14 protein-coding genes are annotated in these 16,311 nt (G+C 39.9%); 3 read left to right on the top strand and 11 right to left on the bottom strand.

What is annotated here, in order from left to right:
* Positions 1-450: a hypothetical protein gene (locus ACH784_RS17645; protein WP_404396003.1), complete on the top strand. Its 450-nt coding sequence runs from the start codon at positions 1-3 to the stop codon at positions 448-450.
* Between the two features lie 90 nt (positions 451-540).
* Here ACH784_RS17645 and ACH784_RS17650 read toward each other — a convergent pair whose 3' ends face one another.
* The 8 genes from ACH784_RS17650 to ACH784_RS17685 all read right to left on the bottom strand — a co-directional run bounded on the left by ACH784_RS17650 (position 541) and on the right by ACH784_RS17685 (position 9,712).
* Positions 541-1,161, bottom strand: coding sequence for a hypothetical protein (locus tag ACH784_RS17650; protein ID WP_404396005.1), 621 nt, complete (start codon positions 1,159-1,161; stop codon positions 541-543).
* A gap of 94 nt (positions 1,162-1,255) precedes the next feature.
* On the bottom strand, positions 1,256-2,074 hold the full coding sequence (locus tag ACH784_RS17655; protein WP_404396007.1) for a lamin tail domain-containing protein: 819 nt from the start codon (positions 2,072-2,074) through the stop codon (positions 1,256-1,258).
* 318 nt (positions 2,075-2,392) lie between these two features.
* The gene (locus ACH784_RS17660) at positions 2,393-3,727 is read right to left on the bottom strand and encodes a sensor histidine kinase (protein ID WP_404396009.1); all 1,335 of its coding nucleotides are present in this window, start codon (positions 3,725-3,727) and stop codon (positions 2,393-2,395) included.
* A complete protein-coding gene (locus ACH784_RS17665) occupies positions 3,727-5,061 on the bottom strand; it encodes a sigma-54-dependent transcriptional regulator (protein WP_404396010.1) in 1,335 nt (444 codons plus the stop codon). The genes ACH784_RS17660 and ACH784_RS17665 overlap by 1 nt, the downstream gene beginning before the upstream one ends.
* A gap of 75 nt (positions 5,062-5,136) precedes the next feature.
* Entirely contained in the window at positions 5,137-6,360 is a 1,224-nt protein-coding gene (locus ACH784_RS17670; protein WP_404396011.1) for an ABC transporter permease, read from the bottom strand.
* A gap of 2 nt (positions 6,361-6,362) precedes the next feature.
* Entirely contained in the window at positions 6,363-7,721 is a 1,359-nt protein-coding gene (locus ACH784_RS17675) for an ABC transporter permease (RefSeq protein ID WP_404396013.1), read from the bottom strand.
* A 14-nt stretch (positions 7,722-7,735) separates the two neighbouring features.
* Positions 7,736-8,431, bottom strand: a complete 696-nt coding sequence (locus ACH784_RS17680; protein WP_130254242.1) for an ABC transporter ATP-binding protein — start codon at positions 8,429-8,431, stop codon at positions 7,736-7,738.
* A 12-nt stretch (positions 8,432-8,443) separates the two neighbouring features.
* Positions 8,444-9,712: an efflux RND transporter periplasmic adaptor subunit gene (locus ACH784_RS17685; protein WP_404396014.1), complete on the bottom strand. Its 1,269-nt coding sequence runs from the start codon at positions 9,710-9,712 to the stop codon at positions 8,444-8,446.
* Between the two features lie 71 nt (positions 9,713-9,783).
* On the opposite strand from ACH784_RS17685, the gene ACH784_RS17690 reads away from it, so the two are divergent.
* Positions 9,784-10,266, top strand: coding sequence for a hypothetical protein (locus ACH784_RS17690; protein ID WP_404396016.1), 483 nt, complete (start codon positions 9,784-9,786; stop codon positions 10,264-10,266).
* A gap of 65 nt (positions 10,267-10,331) precedes the next feature.
* On the opposite strand, the gene ACH784_RS17695 is transcribed toward ACH784_RS17690, so the two are convergent.
* Entirely contained in the window at positions 10,332-10,862 is a 531-nt protein-coding gene (locus tag ACH784_RS17695; RefSeq protein WP_404396018.1) for a GNAT family N-acetyltransferase, read from the bottom strand.
* A gap of 6 nt (positions 10,863-10,868) precedes the next feature.
* Positions 10,869-12,035: an MFS transporter gene (locus tag ACH784_RS17700; RefSeq protein ID WP_404396020.1), complete on the bottom strand. Its 1,167-nt coding sequence runs from the start codon at positions 12,033-12,035 to the stop codon at positions 10,869-10,871.
* Positions 12,036-12,137: 102 nt separating this feature from the next.
* On the opposite strand from ACH784_RS17700, the gene ACH784_RS17705 reads away from it, so the two are divergent.
* Positions 12,138-13,028 (top strand): LysR family transcriptional regulator, encoded by an 891-nt coding sequence (locus ACH784_RS17705; RefSeq protein ID WP_404396022.1) that lies wholly within the window; start codon positions 12,138-12,140, stop codon positions 13,026-13,028.
* Between the two features lie 44 nt (positions 13,029-13,072).
* Here ACH784_RS17705 and ACH784_RS17710 read toward each other — a convergent pair whose 3' ends face one another.
* A complete protein-coding gene (locus ACH784_RS17710) occupies positions 13,073-15,994 on the bottom strand; it encodes a putative Ig domain-containing protein (RefSeq protein ID WP_404396024.1) in 2,922 nt (973 codons plus the stop codon).
* Positions 15,995-16,311: the final 317 nt, after the last annotated feature.

Genomic DNA, 16,311 nt, shown 5'->3' on the forward strand with positions numbered 1-16,311 from the left:
TTGCAAATATCAGATAAAGCATTATTGGGGCTGGTGTTGAGTTTGACAGGCCTACTTCTTATCGGCCATTTCAGTATTGAAGAGCGCGTGTTGCCAGATTATCTCGTGATTTGTATGGCGATCTTGTTCGCAGGTCAATGTTATTGCTTTCATCCCAAGTATAAACAAGATAATGCCTTAACTAATCAGATCTGTCGTGATGGTAATGTGCTTAAAATTAAAAACAAATCATTGCACGCAGTTATGGGCACGGACAAAAGTCAAAGTATCGAGATTAACCGTATTTCAAAAGTCACTGTAATTAATGAAGGGCTTGCGATTATTCTTGATGATAATGGCACAGGCTTTGATTTTTTCTTGAGCGATGATGCCCAAGACATTGCTGATCACCTTAAATCATTGCTATCTCATCAAGAGAAAGCGCAGATTGAGTTTGAGGTGATTAGTTAAGATTTTTTCGAGACGAGAAACGAGAAATAAAACGCAATTTAGGCGAGGGTTTACCCCTCGCTTTGTTATTTTTAAATAGGTGAAAACAGCTTAAAGGCTAGAGCCTTTCACTTTATCCAAAGCTAAACTGAACCTTTTATCTTTATTGTCAATTGCTTGCTCTAGTTCTGATAATGACTTTTCACCTTTTTGATAGGCAATTTCAAGTTGCAATGCCTCAATTGTATACGTCAATAGCAGAAGATAAATCTGTGGTTGGTTGCCATTACTTGTTTTCTGTAAATTAAACTTATACTCATTTAAATCTATCAGTGTGTCTTCTGAAAGCGTTCTGTTAACCAGACTTTGCCTCATAAAGGTGTTGAGGTAATCAGGAAATGGCAGCGGGTTCTTATCAAAAAAGTGTGCTCGGGTTTCGTCTTTCTTAGGCAGCTCTATGTAAAACTCATACAGGTCTTCTGAATAATCATGAGAACTCTCTATGGCGGCGATGGTGGCTTGCATGAGCTTAATGACGTGCTCTTTTTCTTTTTGTTCTTCTTCTATGTTGGCAAATGCCATAGCTAATAGCACACCAAATAAGGTGGCAATTAAGGTAAGGAAAAAATTAATACCTGTAGAAAATCGGTTAATTACAGCTTGGTATCTAGGCACAAAAGTGAGCATACCAAGTACAACCATGAGAATAGCTAAAAGTGTGTATAAAATCATATCCTTGAGCTCTGTTTTTATTATGAGCCTGCATCATATCATTTTAAAAAAAAGGGGGCTAATGCCCCCAAAAAATCACTAAAAGCTTAGGGAGTTATGCAAAGTGATATTCGTTTACGAGTTGTTTGTTATTATCGAACAACACAACTGTTTTAGATGAGCGGTTAAAAATAGGCGTTTTGCTACTAAAAGAAAAGCAGCCCGACTCGACATGATCAGCGTATATCTTTAATTCTGAGCAAGGTTCCATTTTGCTCATCTTAGGAAATATAAATGAAGGACCATCTTGAACGCATAATTCCCAACCTGATAAATCAACCCAAAAAGTACTTAAGTTTATTAATTCGATATGGTCTTTATACTCGTTTTTTGTAGATGTTTGGTCGTGGCTAATATGCGAAATGATGACGGAGTCATGTGCTCGACGACCATTTATCCAACAACTTACAAGGCTGCCTTCAGAGTCAAATAATTTAATTTGACAACCTTGTCGACTAAATGAAGGAGACGATGCGTTGAACATAAAGGTGCTTTGTTGCTGCTCAACTTTAATCGCTTGGTTTGGTTTAATGTAGCTATTGCGAGGAAATGTAAAAAGCGTTTCACCTGTATCGGTAAGGTCAAGACGCCAATTCTCAAGATCGATGATCGCAGGACCTGTATTTCTTATTTCAATATATTCATAAGCTTCAAGGGTATTAACAAAATCAATTTGCACCTGCAGAGGAGCCATTAGCTTAAAACAACTATGCCAGTAAGACTGAATTGCACCATGTGCGTGACGCTGGTTTTGAAGATTTGGCAGTGCGCTTAATGTATTTGTTTTGATCTGTTGATGCACTTTATCAAGTGCAGAACGTGCATCAGTTAGCCAAATTTCATTGGCTATATTCTGTCTAGTTTCAAAATTCACAGTTAGCTCCTTTAATGACTTATGAATATATTCATAAGTCGCAATATGTTAAACCCAGCACTACACTTATCCGGTGGTAGTTTTGCTTTAGTTCTGTTCGTTTCCTTTCGCTAAATACGCAATACTCACACAATGAGCAATCTACTAAGATTCGTATTCTTTTGCGTATTATGGGGACTAATTTATCCTAGTTCAGTTAAGATTTACACCATTTAATGCGCTTTTTATGATTAATTTTATTACAAGAGATTACAGTTCAAGCTAAAATGCTTTATGAATATATTCATAAAATAATGTATATCAATAAGTTATAAAATTTTAAGTGGTTTGTTTAAAAATCTTCAATGGAATGTCAAATTCGACCATGACGCCACCGTTTGAACGATTTTTAATCTTTAATTGACCTTGATGCGCGTTGATCACTTCTGAACAAATACTCAAACCAAGTCCACTTCCACCTTGTTTTGTTGAAAAAAACGGCAAAGTCACTTGGCTGATTTTACCCTGAGTGATCCCTTGGCCTCTGTCGACAATAGCAAAGCGAACTCTGTCATAATCTTTAACGACCTTAATGCCAATATCGGATACTTTTGAACCAGATTCGTGTGCGTTTTTGAGTAAATTTATTAATACCTGCTCTAGTTGCAAGACATCGAAATAGGCATATTCGCATGGCAAATTAGCCAATAATTCAAATGAATAAAGCCTCTGAACACTCTGTAGTGTAGAAGCTAAACTATGTTTGCTGATATTCGGTTTTGGCAAGCGGGCAAATTCGGCATATTTCGCGATAAAAACGTTGAGATTAGAGGCTCTTTGGTTAATGGTTTGCAAAATATCAGGGAGCAAATCTAGATGGGCATTTTTCTCTAAAATGGCTTCTGCCGACGAAGTTAAAGAAGAGATTGGAGCAAGAGAATTGTTGAGTTCATGACTGATCAAGCGAATGGCGTTTTTCCAAAGTTGTAGTTCTTCTTTGCCTATTTCTATTGATAAGTCTTTACATAATACAAGTTGGTGGGGCTGGTGGTTGTAAGTCACTGTTTGGTTTGCAATATAGTAACTGTGCTTTAAGTCGTTATGTTCAAAGCTGACGATGCCTGAGCCCTGTTCGAGTAAGAAGGTCGCAATTGGGTTATTGACATTGTCTAACAGTGAATATAGTTCTTTACCTTTTAATGTTCCTTTTATTTGCAGTAACTCATTCGCTTGCTGGTTGTGATAGACCACTTGTTTAAAGGGGTTAAAAAGTACAATCGCCATCGGCGAAGCTTGAACTATGCTATCTAGCAAATGTTCTTTTTGGCTTAAAGTTTGTCGTTGCTCAGTAAGGTTGCGAGCAAGATCGTTATATAAGTTAAGTATAGGTGCAAGGTGTTTATCGCCATCAGGATGAATGCGAATTGAAAAGTCGCCATCTTTGAAACTCTTAATACCATCGTGTAAAGCATCCAGCTGTTTTTGTTGAAAGCTGACAAAATAGAATAGGGCGGTGGCTAAGCACACGAATGAAGAAGTAAATGCAAAAATGGTTAGCCAAACACCTTGATATCCGAATTGTTCGCCCGCGGCATAAATAAACCAAAACAATACAAAACAGCCCAGCAGAGAGTAGCCTGTTTTGTGTAATAAACTTATCTCATTGTGCTGCATTATTTTAATCCGAACTTTTCCATACGACGGTAAAATGCCTGGCGGCTTAGCCCTAAGCTTCGTGCGGCTTTCGCCACAATACCTTGGTGCTTGTCTAGAGCACTTTGAATGTCTTGCAAACTGTATTCTACTTTCTCTTCTACAGGCACTTTTGACAGTGTAATCCCTAAGTCTTTACTTTCAATGGTGTTGTTTTGGCAAAGAAGTGCAGCTCTACCAAGCACATTCTGTAGTTCGCGCACATTCCCCGGCCATGAGTGCGCCATTAATGTGTGCTCTGCATTGGCACTAAGCGTTTTATCTGAATCGAGAAATGATTGTATTAACAAGGGAATATCGTCTTTTCTTTGCGCTAGTGGGGGCAGCTTTAGCTCAATCATATTAAGTCGATAGTATAAGTCTTCTCGAAACTCGCCATTGGCGATGGCTTGAGGCAGGTTGGTGTTGGTGGCACTGATAATACGCACTGAGACTTTACGAGTTTTGGTACTGCCAACGCGTTCAAATTCGCCACTTTGTAATACTCTAAGTAATTTTTGCTGTCCAGATAATGGTAAGTTGCCTATTTCGTCTAAAAATAAAGTCCCGCCATTGGCTGCTTCAAAACGGCCTTCTCTGGCTTTGGTTGCCCCAGTATATGCGCCAGCTTCTGCACCAAATAATTCTGCTTCGATTAAATCAGCAGGTAATGCGCCCGCGTTTACTTTTATGAATGGAGCATCTTTGTATTGGCTATTGGCAACGATAAGCTCAGCGACCTTCTCTTTACCCGCACCATTTGGTCCAGTGATTAAAATAGGCGCATCTGAATGAGCGACTTGAGTGGCCATTTCAACGAGGTTAATCATGCTGTTGTCGGCGAATACCATACCAGCCAGATCAAAGTTATCACTAAGGTTTTGCAACCGTGATCTTTGCTTAACGTGATTGCTCAGTTGCTGTTGTTGTAGCTGATAGCTCTCTCGCAAATTTTGTACTGTTGTGAGAAGCTTTTGATCTTCCCAAGGTTTGGCAATGTAATCGGCTGCGCCATCTTTTATAAGCGCAACGGCCATTTCAAGATTAGTCCAAGCAGTGAGCAGAATAATTGGGAGATCAGGGTCAAAATGACGAATACGGTGGTAGAGTGCTTCACCTTCTTCGCCCGAAGTCGTGTCTTTCGTGAAGTTCATGTCTTGAATAACGAGATCAAACCCACCTTGTTGCAGCTTAGTTATGCCTTCTTCTGGGCAAGTTGCGCCATCACATTCAATATCATTTATTAAAAATAAAACCCTGAGTGCTTTTACTACATCAGGGTTATCGTCGATGATTAAAACTTTACTGTGCTGCATACTGTTATTCTTTTAATTTATTTCTATGCGAAAGAGAGACCTGAGTCTCTCTTATTAGGTTTAACCTTTAAAGGTTTAATTGGCTTTCGTCACTTGCGCCGGCGCAATTAACGTTGCTTTTCTGGCGGGTAAATAAGCCGCAAAGCAAGTTAACAACCAAACAAACAGGGTAACCGCTATACCTACCATTACGTTAGGTGTCCCTTGTACCCCAAGTGTTTGTAATAGTGCCATATTTAGCCACAAAGATAAAAAGAAGCCTATCACTAAGCCAACCATTGCTAGCAGTGAGTTTTCGATGAGCAGGCTTTTTAGTACCATGCTTTTACTCGCTCCCAGTGCTCTTAAAATCCCTAAGTTTTTATGACGCATTTTGACTGAAAACGTAACCAGGGCAATAATACCTAATGAAGTGATAAGTAAAGCGACCGCACTGATAGCGAACATCACAAACGCAAAACTACTTCTGCCATCCCATAACCGCTTTTTAGCGCGCGCTGAGAATTCGACACGAGATACAATGCGACCAGGCTCTTGGTAAAGCAAAGTCTCTAGCGTTTCTAAAATCTTTTCTGAGGTATTAGGTGCAACACGAATGATGTAGTTCACTTCGTTGTTAAGGCCGTAAATGGCTTCTGGAATAACCATACCGTGATACCAAACTTGCTCGTAAGTCGCGCTTTCTCCAAGCATTTTATCTTCGAACGTCCCCACTACTTGATAAGGCGTTTTTGAACCATTCAAAAAGACGGTTTGACCTAAAGGTGAAGCCCCTTCGAAGAGCGTTTTCGCTAAATCATCGCTGATAAGCGCAACACTGGCAGGTGTCGTTTCTGCATCACCCATCACGAATTCATTTGCATAAAAGTCTCGACCACTGCTGATATTGAGCATTAGAGATTCAACGCCTTGTTGGTCAACACCAAACAGTGCAATGGAATGATCTTTGGCATTTTCATCAAGGTTATCGCTATACACAACATTGCTCGAGCGACGTGTATCAATGACGTTTTCTTCACCGCTATACGTTGCTGAAACAACTTCTGACAGGGCTCTAATAGCCGCTAGGTCGCGTTCAATTAATTGTCCTTTATCGACTTGCTCATCATAAACATGGGTGACCACATTCAAGATTTGCTTTTCTTCAAGCTTTGATGGAATTAACCAGTTTTGCAGCGTTGCATAACTAATGAAGGCGCTATTGCTGACGATCATGAGAGTTATAGCAACTTGGAAAACAATCAGTATCGAGATGCTTTTTTGTTTCAGAATTAATTTAAGAATATGTTTTAAAGACATGATTACCCCCTAAGCTGCGATGCTGGCGAAATACCGCTGATACGGTAAACCGGATATAAACCTGCAATTAAAATAGCGGCATAAATGAACGCACCAGACGTCAATGCAAAGCTGTAATCCATACTGAAGAAGTGCTTAACCAAGCTCGGATCTGCCGAGTAGTCCATTTGATACATATTAACTTGGAACATCAGCTCAAGGCCTAAATGAGCGAATAGTACACCTGCAATAATGGCAGCAAAGGCGATTAAACTTATTTCAATCAGGTGTATTTTTACGATATACCAACGACTCGCACCAAGCGCACGATAGAGCGAAACCAATTTGTTTTTAGATTGGTATTTTGCAAGCAAAATGCCCACAGTATTCACCAAGCAAATCGCAAATAGTAAATAAGAAAACTGAAGGTAGACTTTTTCCCAACGCATGAATTGCGCAAATTCATTCAGTAGTAACTGTAAATCGTTCAATTTGTACTTCTCTTCATGAGGGAAACGACCGAGACTTGCTTGCTGTTGGGTGTAATTACGCGCCCACAAAGTTGCAGCCGCAAGTTGTTGCTGGTGGTTTTGCTTATCGAACTCAATCCAAGTGTGAAGGTAGCCGCATTCAGCCGATTTAAGTGCCGATACATTATGTTGGCGATATTCACTGCGTTGGTTTTCTTCTTTTGTCTGACAAGGCATGTAGCCAGCACGAGGCAAGTTCATTCTCTCAGCTGTTGCCATAGGCACAATCGCTAAATCATTGTAGCGGTTGCTAAAGCGCATATTTGAAATACGGCGCTTGTGCTGAGATAAGTCCATTACACCGACAATCTTTAAAGACTGTTTATCGACTTTGATAAATTGGCCGACCGAGTTTTCACCTGAGAAAAAGTGGTCGTTGACTTTTTTATCGATCACGATGACGTCACTCTCCGATTGTGTTTCTAACCAAGGTGCACCGAAAATAAAAGGCACATTAAAAACACTAAAGTAATCGATATCTGAAGCAGATGCCGTGGCAATCATAGGTCGTGCGCTATCGAGTTGCTCTGATTCTAAAATAAACCGAGTGTCATAGTTAAATGACAGGTGTTTATAGTCTAAATCGGCATTTTTGAGTGCCTGAGCATCTTGAAACGTCAGTGGTGGGTAGCGAAACTGGTTGCGTATCTCAAAGTCGTTATCCATATAGTTGAGGCTGAAATGGTGCATTTGCGATGCTTTGTCAGCCAGCACGCTGTTACCGCTTAACTTCACTGTGGTACTCATGGTGAGAAGTAATGTAATACCGATCACCAAATTGACTATCATTAAAATAGTGAGTTTGCCTTTTTGTTTAACGCCTTGCAGGGCGAGTTGAAATAAGTCTTTCATGTCGCACCTGTGTTCTAAACAGCTAAATCAGTAAGTTGGCTTTTGTTGATGTCGGTTAACTGGCCATCAAGAATTTGAATGTTGCGATGTGCGCGTTGGGCCAGTTCATTATCGTGCGTTACCATCAGCAAGGTCGTGCCTTGTTGATTAATCTCTTGCAGTAAATCCATCACTTGGCGCGCCATATGGGTATCAAGGTTACCCGTTGGCTCATCGGCTAATAAGAATCTCGGTTGCCCTGCGAGTGCACGGGCTATCGCAACACGCTGTTGCTGACCACCACTTAATTGCGCTGGAAAGTGTTTACCGCGACTAGCAAGACCGACCATTTCAAGGGCATTTTCGATACGTTGCTTGCGCTCATGACTTGGTAGCCCTCTGAAAATTAAAGGCACTTCAATGTTGTCGTAAAGGTTTAATTCGCTGATCAGGTTAAAACCTTGGAAGATAAAGCCAATTTTTTCGTTTCTAATTTTAGAGAGCTGGCTGTCATTTAATTTACTGACATCTTGCCCGTCTAAAAAGTATTGGCCTTTGTCAAAAGGTTCGAGTAAACCGGTTAAGTTTAAGAAGGTGGTTTTACCTGAACCTGAAGGGCCAGTGACAGCGATGAAGTCTCCTTCATTTACCTCAAAATTGACGTCAACCAAGGCGTGGGTTTCGATAAGCTCGGTGCGATAAATTTTGCTGATGTTCTGCATTGATAACATGATATTTTCCTTTTAATTACTAAGCATGACGTTTTGTTGGTTTTGAAACGCAGCAAGACTTGAGATGATGAGCTTATCTCCGGCTTTCACGCCCGATGTTAACTCAACTTCGTGAATACTTTTAGCGCCAATGCTGATTGATTGACGTTGTGCTTGTCCTTCGTTTATTAAGTAGGCAATTTTGCCAGCGCCAGTTTCGACAAAAGCGCCGCGTTTGATTTTTAGGACATCTTGTTTTTGCGACAAAATAAGTTGCGCACTGACACGTTGATTTTGTCTAAGCTTCTCTGGTTGTTGGTCAAAGCGAATGCGACCTGCCACACGGCCTTGCTCAACTTCGGGAGAAATTGCCACCAAAGTTGCAGGGTAAGTTTGTTGATTAATTTGAATGTTTGCGGCTAAGCCAATTGCCAGTTCATCCGCTAAGTTCTCTGGAATAAAGGCTTCGACTTCAAGCTCTGATAAATCAACCAGTGACATCAGTTCAGCATCTCGTTGCACATGTTGCTTCTGTTGTACGTTTACAGTGCCAACAATGCCACTTAGTGGTGATTGAATGGTTAAAGCCGCCACTTGGCGCTCTAGCTCTTGCGTTAAGTGCTGCTGACGGGTTAACGCTAGTTCGGCAATTTTAAGTTCAAAGTTAAGGCTTTTTTGCTCTAAATCGAGCGCTTCAATGGCATGCTTTTTATTAAGCTCTGCTCGTTTGAGCGCAACGATTTTCTCTTCGAGCTCTAATTTTGAAATGATCTGTTTTTTGATACTGGCATTAGCACGTTCCATGGCACTCGATGCAGCTTCGAGGTCAACACGTGCTAATTCTGCACGCTGCTGGGTATCTAGCAAGCGTTGCTCTGTGGTGATTTTCTGACGATTAAACTCAGTCTCTAAGCGCGCTAAAGTTGCTTGTTCTTGCAGTAACTGATTTCTCAACTCAGGGCTGTTTATACTCAATAAGTCTTGCCCTTTATTAATTTTATCGCCGGCTTTGACATGTAAAGTGACCGTACCCGGTGCAATGGCATACACTGCAGGGTTAATTGCTGCGAGTGTTTTACCTTCTACTCGAATGTCTTCGAGCATATCGCCGCGTTCAACGATAGCAGTTTGGATAACTGATTGTGAAACCACTAAATCAGTACTTAAAAGTTGACTAAATTTGGGCACTGAATAAGCCGTTAATGCTGTTGTGGCTAGTAAGCCTGATGCAAGCAATAACCACTTTTTGCTATTTCGACGTGGTGCTACTTGCTTGTCTTGTCCTTGGGTGTCTCTGATCACAGCTGTCCGCCTTAAAAATAATACCTGAAAGATAGTTAGGTATTACAAACAGCGTGCCAATAGGTAAGGTTATGAAAAGTATTGTTTTTTTGTTTTTTCTAAATGTTGCTAATACATATCGGACGGTCAGTCGGACAGATTTCGGACGGGTGTTAAACTGTCCGCACACATTTATGGACATGCGTTATGATCAAGACAGCCCTCAAAGCCGTACTTTGTTGGCTAAGTATTTAAAATTAATATTATTCAGTGGCGAAGTGATGAGAAATAGAGTGAGACGTGCCCCAAAACCACAAGACAATGCTTATATTCAGGAGGTACTGAGTGCCTTGAAAGCCAATCCCGAAAAAATCGAGATATTGGCGCGTAATTGTGATGAATATAAGCAACAATTGCATTTGAAACGTGGGTTTTTAAGGGCTATTGAGCGTCTTGAATGGGTGATTCATGCCAGTAAAGATATTGAGCAATTTGAAAAATCGATACTGGCCGATGACTATATTGGCGAAGTGATCAGACGCTATCCGCTCTTGTTTAAGGGGATAAAAGGCTAAGGGTATAAAGAGTTAAAGGGATAGAGAGCTAAGGGTATAAAAAGTTAAAGGCATAAGCCCTAGGGCTATATAGCTTCGTGCTTTAACACGCCATAGGTAAAGCAGTCAGTAGTGCCTGAGGGAAGGGTCATATAACTCCTGAGCCTGCCTTCTCTTGTCATTCCCAGCTTTTCCATTAACTTCCATGAAGCTATATTATCAACGGCGCAAATCGCATTAAGCTTGTTAAGCTCAAATTGAGTAAATACTTCTTTGATTAAAGCGCTTGCGGCTTCAAACGCATAGCCTTTACCATGGTATTGACTGGCTAAACGGTATCCTATTTCACCGCATTGATGTTCTAAGGAAACAAACTTGAACATCAACTCACCAAGTAACAGGCCACTTTCTTTACACTCAATCGCAAGTATGAGTCTTTCACCTTCTTTGCCTTCCCAAGGTAGTTGAGCTTGTGCGATCCGCGCTTGCGCATCAGCAAGGGTGGCAGGTTTGCCAATATAACGGGAAGTAAATGGATCACTTCTATGCGCTAATACTGCCTCTAAATCAGAGACTTTAAGTCGGCGGATAATCAGTCTTTTTGTTGTGAATTCCATTTCTTTTTATCTCTCACATAGGGTTAGGTTTAATGATAGTTTTTTCCAGCAAAGCCATAAAACCATTGAACAAGTTAGCACGATAAAGGGCAATATGTGCTGGCTGCTAAATAAAATAACATTGGTCAGCCAAGCTAAGGCCGTGAAAAATAGTAACTCTATTGCACCTACTAGCGCATTGGCTGAGCCGGCTTTTTCTGGTTGTAATAAGCCAATGATGTGCATGTAACTCGGAAAATATGCACCAAACACCATCATAATGAGTGTGTAAGCAAACAACATAACCAGCGCACTGATGTGGCTGAATTCAAAAATAAACGCAGCAATAGGTAGTGCGGGCCATAGCAATTTAACGATTTTCATATAGCTCATACGCTTTTGCATTATTTTTGCTAAAGAAGACCCTACTAGCAAGCCCGCCATTGGTAGCATCATGGCGTAGCCTATTTGCTCGGTATTAAACTGAAATTGCGCTTGTAAATAAAAGGGCAAATAAAGCTGAATAGTTAAATATAAGTAAGTAGGTAACCACTTAAAATTAGCCAATAAGATTAAATTTTTATCTTGTAACAGTGATTTATATAAACTCGCCAACGCTCGAGGTCTAATAGAGTGAGCATTGTTTTTTTGTGATTTAGGGAGGATCACAAAGCCCAGCCACAACACCAGTGCAAAATGTAGCACCATAATAAAGGAGAGGCCTTGCCAATTAATAAGTTGCGCGAGTGTACCTGCTATCATTGGCGAAAGTATTGCTGTGATCGACGCTGCCATTGCAAGGCTTGCCATCGCACTTTTCAATTTCGCACCAGTTAAATACTGCGCTAACAAGGTTCGACTGATCAAAACGGGCGAAGCTGAGCCTATCCCTTGTAAAACTCGGCCTAGCAGAAATTGCCAATTTGACTCTGCAAAACCACATATTAATGTGCCAGCTACTAAGATGAGCTGCCCAACGATTAGGATTTGTCTGTCACCATATTTATCTCGAAGAGGCCCGGCAATTAACTGGGTTAGCCCAAGCGTGATGAAAAAGCTCACGATCACTGCTTGGCTTGCACTGGAACTTAAAGCCAGATCTGCTGCTATGTCTGGTAAAACAGGCATATAAAGCTGGCTTGCAAACTGAGAGCAAGACATCAATAGCACCGCAAGGAACACAATAGAGGACATAACTTTTCTTATAAAAACGAACAGATGCACAAAATACTGGCTTTTTACTTTCTTAAAAATAGGGTAATAATAAAAATACTAATTCCTAAAAGGAAATAATAAATGGATTGGCTATCAGCAGTTAAAAGCTTTGAGCTTGTCGCCAAAACAAACAGTTTTACATCAGCTGCCGAACAGCAAGGTATTTCTGCTTCAGCGATGAGTAAACGAATTGATTGGTTAGAGAAGCAATTAGCAACCAGTTTATTTGTGAGAACCACTCGACAAGTAAGCCTAACCGAATCAGGACAAGGCTTTTTGCAGAAGGCCTCTCCTTGGCTTGAACAATTTGATGCCATGTTGGAGTCAGTAAAAAGCGCCCATGAAGAGCCACAAGGCGTACTAAAAGTCGCAGCAACGCAAGCCGTTGGCAGCTCGCTGTTAATGCCAAACATAGAACGGTTCTTACAAAAATACCCAAAAATGTCGGTGCAATTAAACGTGCTTATTCCAGGTAATGATCCTGATTTAAGTCATGACTTAGTGATCACTCGTTATCATGAAGAATTCGACTCAGTGTCACACAAAGGTACGCACTTAATTGACTATCAAATGAGTGTGTTCGCCGCACCAAGCTATTTAGAAAAACACCCACCTATTAATACAGTAGAAGACCTAGCTCAGCATAAGATGTTGCTCAATAACTATTACCAGCAAAAAGGCGGTATTTTGCTAGAAAACGGCGAGTTCGTTGCTTTCTCTAACTATAACTTTGTCTCAGAAAATCTTGATGCAATTCTGAAAGCCGCGATACAAGGCATGGGTCTAATTTTCATTTCTCCAAACTATGTAGAGAGAGAGCTGGATATGGGCGTGTTAGCGCCTGTTTTACCTAACATAAAAAGCGAAGTGAATCGATTGTGGGCGTACTATCCTAAAACGAGTTTTACACCTTTGAAGACAAGGTTGTTTATCGATAATTTGAAGCAGCAGATGAAAGGGTTTAGGTTGTAGAGTCTGCTAAGGAGCACCTATATTTAGCTCCTTAGCAAATGAGTTTAATTAATCTTTCTTATTACTATATCATTAGCGTTTTGTTCTCTGACCCATTTTCCAAACAGGAATGTAGTGGTGCCGTCAGGATTAGAAAGCATTCCTCTTGGGTAGAGAGTGTTTTGAGTATGATCCTCACCATCAATATATTTCCTGTCGATGATAGAAAGTTCTTTATCGAATACAAGTAGCTCACTACCGATATCTCTTTTTTCAACGACGGTATAAAATAGGCCATCGCTAGCTAGTGATAATGCTTTGGAGTCAGAATCATAAGTGATATCAAAACCACCGAGTTTACCAATTGAATTTTCTTCTCCATTTTGAGACACAACAGCAATATTTGGACCTTCACCTTGAGAAGCGCCTATTAAGACATAGTTCTTATCTGCATCTTGAATGAGTTTATCTGCACTTATATGGTGGGAATTTCCTGTATTCATCCAAACCATTTGAGTTTGCAAATTTGAATCAAGGACATGGATAAATGGCCCTCCAGCATAAAAATTACACATCTCAGCAAATTCAGGATCACACTGTGGACTGATGACCGCTGGCACAATATATCCAAAAACGACTAGTTTTCCTTCAGCATTTGTCGATAGTGAGTGTTCATAAATCTTATAATCTTGTATTTCAGGAATAGTGAGCGCTTCAGAAACTTGACCCGTATTTAGGTCTATTGTGTGTAAATTACTTGATTTAAAGCTGCAACCGCCAGAGCACTCTCCGAGCTCAGTACCTGAAATATAAATATCTCCATTAGCTATAGCTACGCTATTGAAGTAGTAGCGATGCTCATCGTTTACTGCAGAGTAAGTAGTGAACCACTCCTGAGTACCCGCATTATTGAGTTTAAGGGATACAGCTTCATGCTTACTATTATCAAAGCCAACAGCAACTAGAGAGTTATCGTCTAGGGCAGCAATATCAACAAGCCATGGTTCACCCCCATTATTTAAGACATATTGCCATTCTAACTTACCTGAGGCATCAAGTTTAATTAACCAATCATCACCTTCGCTATCTACATTAGCGTTGATTTGGTCTGAGTTTGTGGATGCTAAAATAAAGTAACCGCCATCCTTTGCAGCTATTATTTTTTTCGGTCTGTCTTGGCCTGTGTCGCCAAGAGCTGTTTCAAAAACACCCACATTTATTAACTGAGTTTCGCTCCAGTTACCTTCAAGTCCATCCGGGTTTATAGATCTAACTCTTATGTAGTATTTGTTTGGTGAAAGCTGAAGTGTTAAAGATGTAGATTGAAGAGTTTCATTTTTTAAAACTTGAGTAAATAAGTCATTCTCAGATATCTGTAGCTCATATTCATGTGCAAAGCTCACTTCATTCCAGCTTAGGAAGACAGGCTTTAATGTTTCAGAAGTGGCTGTTGCTGAATTTTCAAAGTTTATCGGAGCATCAAGTGCTGAATATTTAACACGAAGCGAAAACTTCGGTAACTCAACAGTCTCAGTATCGTCTTTTACTTTAATTGATATATTTTCATACAGAGCAACATTGCTGTTACTTGCCGTCCCTCTAAGTTCGCCAGTATTGTGATCAAATGAAAGCCAGCTTGGCTGGTTTTCAACTAGAAATGTTAGTTTATCTAGGTCAACATCATTTGCATCTGGAATAAAAATATATTCTTGATCAGCAATGATTTCAGATTCAGGAGAGCCATTTATAGTAGGCGCATCATTCACCGCTGTAACATCAACAGAGAATGTAACAAGTTTACTTTCAACATTTCCTTGAATAAGTTTAAACGTGAACTCATCTTTGCCGTTGTAATTTTCAACAGGCGTGTATGTTATGTTAGGGTAATCAACCTTAAGAGAGCCTGAGCTTACATCTGACATGAGCTCAAACTTAATTGGTTCGTCAGCGCCTAGTGGGTTATTAGTTGCGATTTCAATACTAACCGTTTCGTCTTCGGCAAGAGAGACATGCTGATTATCAATTATAAAATCAGCCATATTCGGTGATGAGTCATCTTCATCAGCTATACCATCGTTATCATCATCAGTATCTGTAATATTAGCGATACCATCTAAATCATTATCAAGGTATTCATTAATGTTTGGAATAGAGTAATTGCTATTATCGCCAAGCCAATCAGAGAGGTTCGCTTCAATTTGTAAGGGGTCAATATACCTTTGAGTTTTTCGAATGGCGATTAGCTCAGCTTCATTATTTACAATTCCATCGGAACCAAAGTCATCTTCTAAAAGATTAAGCAAAGCGGTCAGTTCGGCGTTTTCAGAGGTGTCATTGTTTTTTGATTTATCAAGAGCATGTTGATACATCATTGACGATAGTGCTAACAGGTAAGCACTGGCATCAGAGTCATCATCTTTATAAATTGAAAGATCTGAAAAGTTTTGTTCTTTAGTTCCTGATATTATACTTTTAAAGTTGCTAGTGAATTCTGCTTCAGCTTGCTTGATCGCTTTGTTAAAATCAGTTTCGCCAGCTTTGATTAGCTCTATTATACGATTGCTCGTCAGGTGAGTTAGTATATTCACATTTGCATTTTGTTGTGTATTTTCAGTTGCTTTGAAAATACTTCTCAAAGTAAGTACGTCTTCAGATAAACCACCTGTAATTTCATTTCTATAATAGCCTGAAGCAGTAATTTGAATTAATGAGCCTTTGGGAACTTTAAATTCGAAGTTGCCTAAATTGTCAGTCGTCTTAGTGACGATAGTAGAATCAGTATTCTCACCTTTTTCATTTAATACATTAATGGTGATTGCAGAGCCAATTACAAATGGTCCTTTTTCAACACTACCTTTAATTGAAACTTCATCTTGGTTTTGAGACACGCCCTTTTCAGGTTGTGAGTTGTCAGAACTTCCTCCACCACAAGCGGTAAGCCCTAAAAGAGCAACAAGTAACAATGTTGCCTGATTTGTTTTTTTCACAAAAAATCCTTATTTAATATTTATGGGGGATTTGATTCAAAGAAGTATTTGGAGAAGAGCACGTCACTGTGAATAAATCCCTAAACTGATTTTTGGCAGTAAACACATTTACTTAACAAGGAGTTTACTGCTGAAGTAATGTTATCAATTTAGGTAATTAAGCTCAACTTACGTTTAAGCATCGTTTGAAATGTCGATTGTTGTGAATTTTGGGGTGGTTCCTAATTCAAGACTGTTCACAAATGTTTGGTAGTTTGCCTTTTGATTTAAAGCTCTACTTTTAACATTTGGTTTTTTATGCGAAAGCACTTAGTTCT

Origin of the sequence: Pseudoalteromonas phenolica (assembly GCF_044788725.1) — a bacterium.
Taxonomy (GTDB): domain Bacteria; phylum Pseudomonadota; class Gammaproteobacteria; order Enterobacterales; family Alteromonadaceae; genus Pseudoalteromonas; species Pseudoalteromonas phenolica_C.

Coding starts and splice junctions, on each gene's coding strand:
- ACH784_RS17665 (WP_404396010.1), bottom strand. CDS start 5,061: ATGCAGCACAGTAAAGTTTTAATCATCGACGATAACCCTGATGTAGTA.
- ACH784_RS17690 (WP_404396016.1), top strand. CDS start 9,784: ATGAAAAGTATTGTTTTTTTGTTTTTTCTAAATGTTGCTAATACATAT.
- ACH784_RS17650 (WP_404396005.1), bottom strand. CDS start 1,161: ATGATTTTATACACACTTTTAGCTATTCTCATGGTTGTACTTGGTATG.
- ACH784_RS17705 (WP_404396022.1), top strand. CDS start 12,138: ATGGATTGGCTATCAGCAGTTAAAAGCTTTGAGCTTGTCGCCAAAACA.
- ACH784_RS17675 (WP_404396013.1), bottom strand. CDS start 7,721: ATGAAAGACTTATTTCAACTCGCCCTGCAAGGCGTTAAACAAAAAGGC.
- ACH784_RS17660 (WP_404396009.1), bottom strand. CDS start 3,727: ATGCAGCACAATGAGATAAGTTTATTACACAAAACAGGCTACTCTCTG.
- ACH784_RS17680 (WP_130254242.1), bottom strand. CDS start 8,431: ATGTTATCAATGCAGAACATCAGCAAAATTTATCGCACCGAGCTTATC.
- ACH784_RS17670 (WP_404396011.1), bottom strand. CDS start 6,360: ATGTCTTTAAAACATATTCTTAAATTAATTCTGAAACAAAAAAGCATC.
- ACH784_RS17695 (WP_404396018.1), bottom strand. CDS start 10,862: ATGGAATTCACAACAAAAAGACTGATTATCCGCCGACTTAAAGTCTCT.
- ACH784_RS17700 (WP_404396020.1), bottom strand. CDS start 12,035: ATGTCCTCTATTGTGTTCCTTGCGGTGCTATTGATGTCTTGCTCTCAG.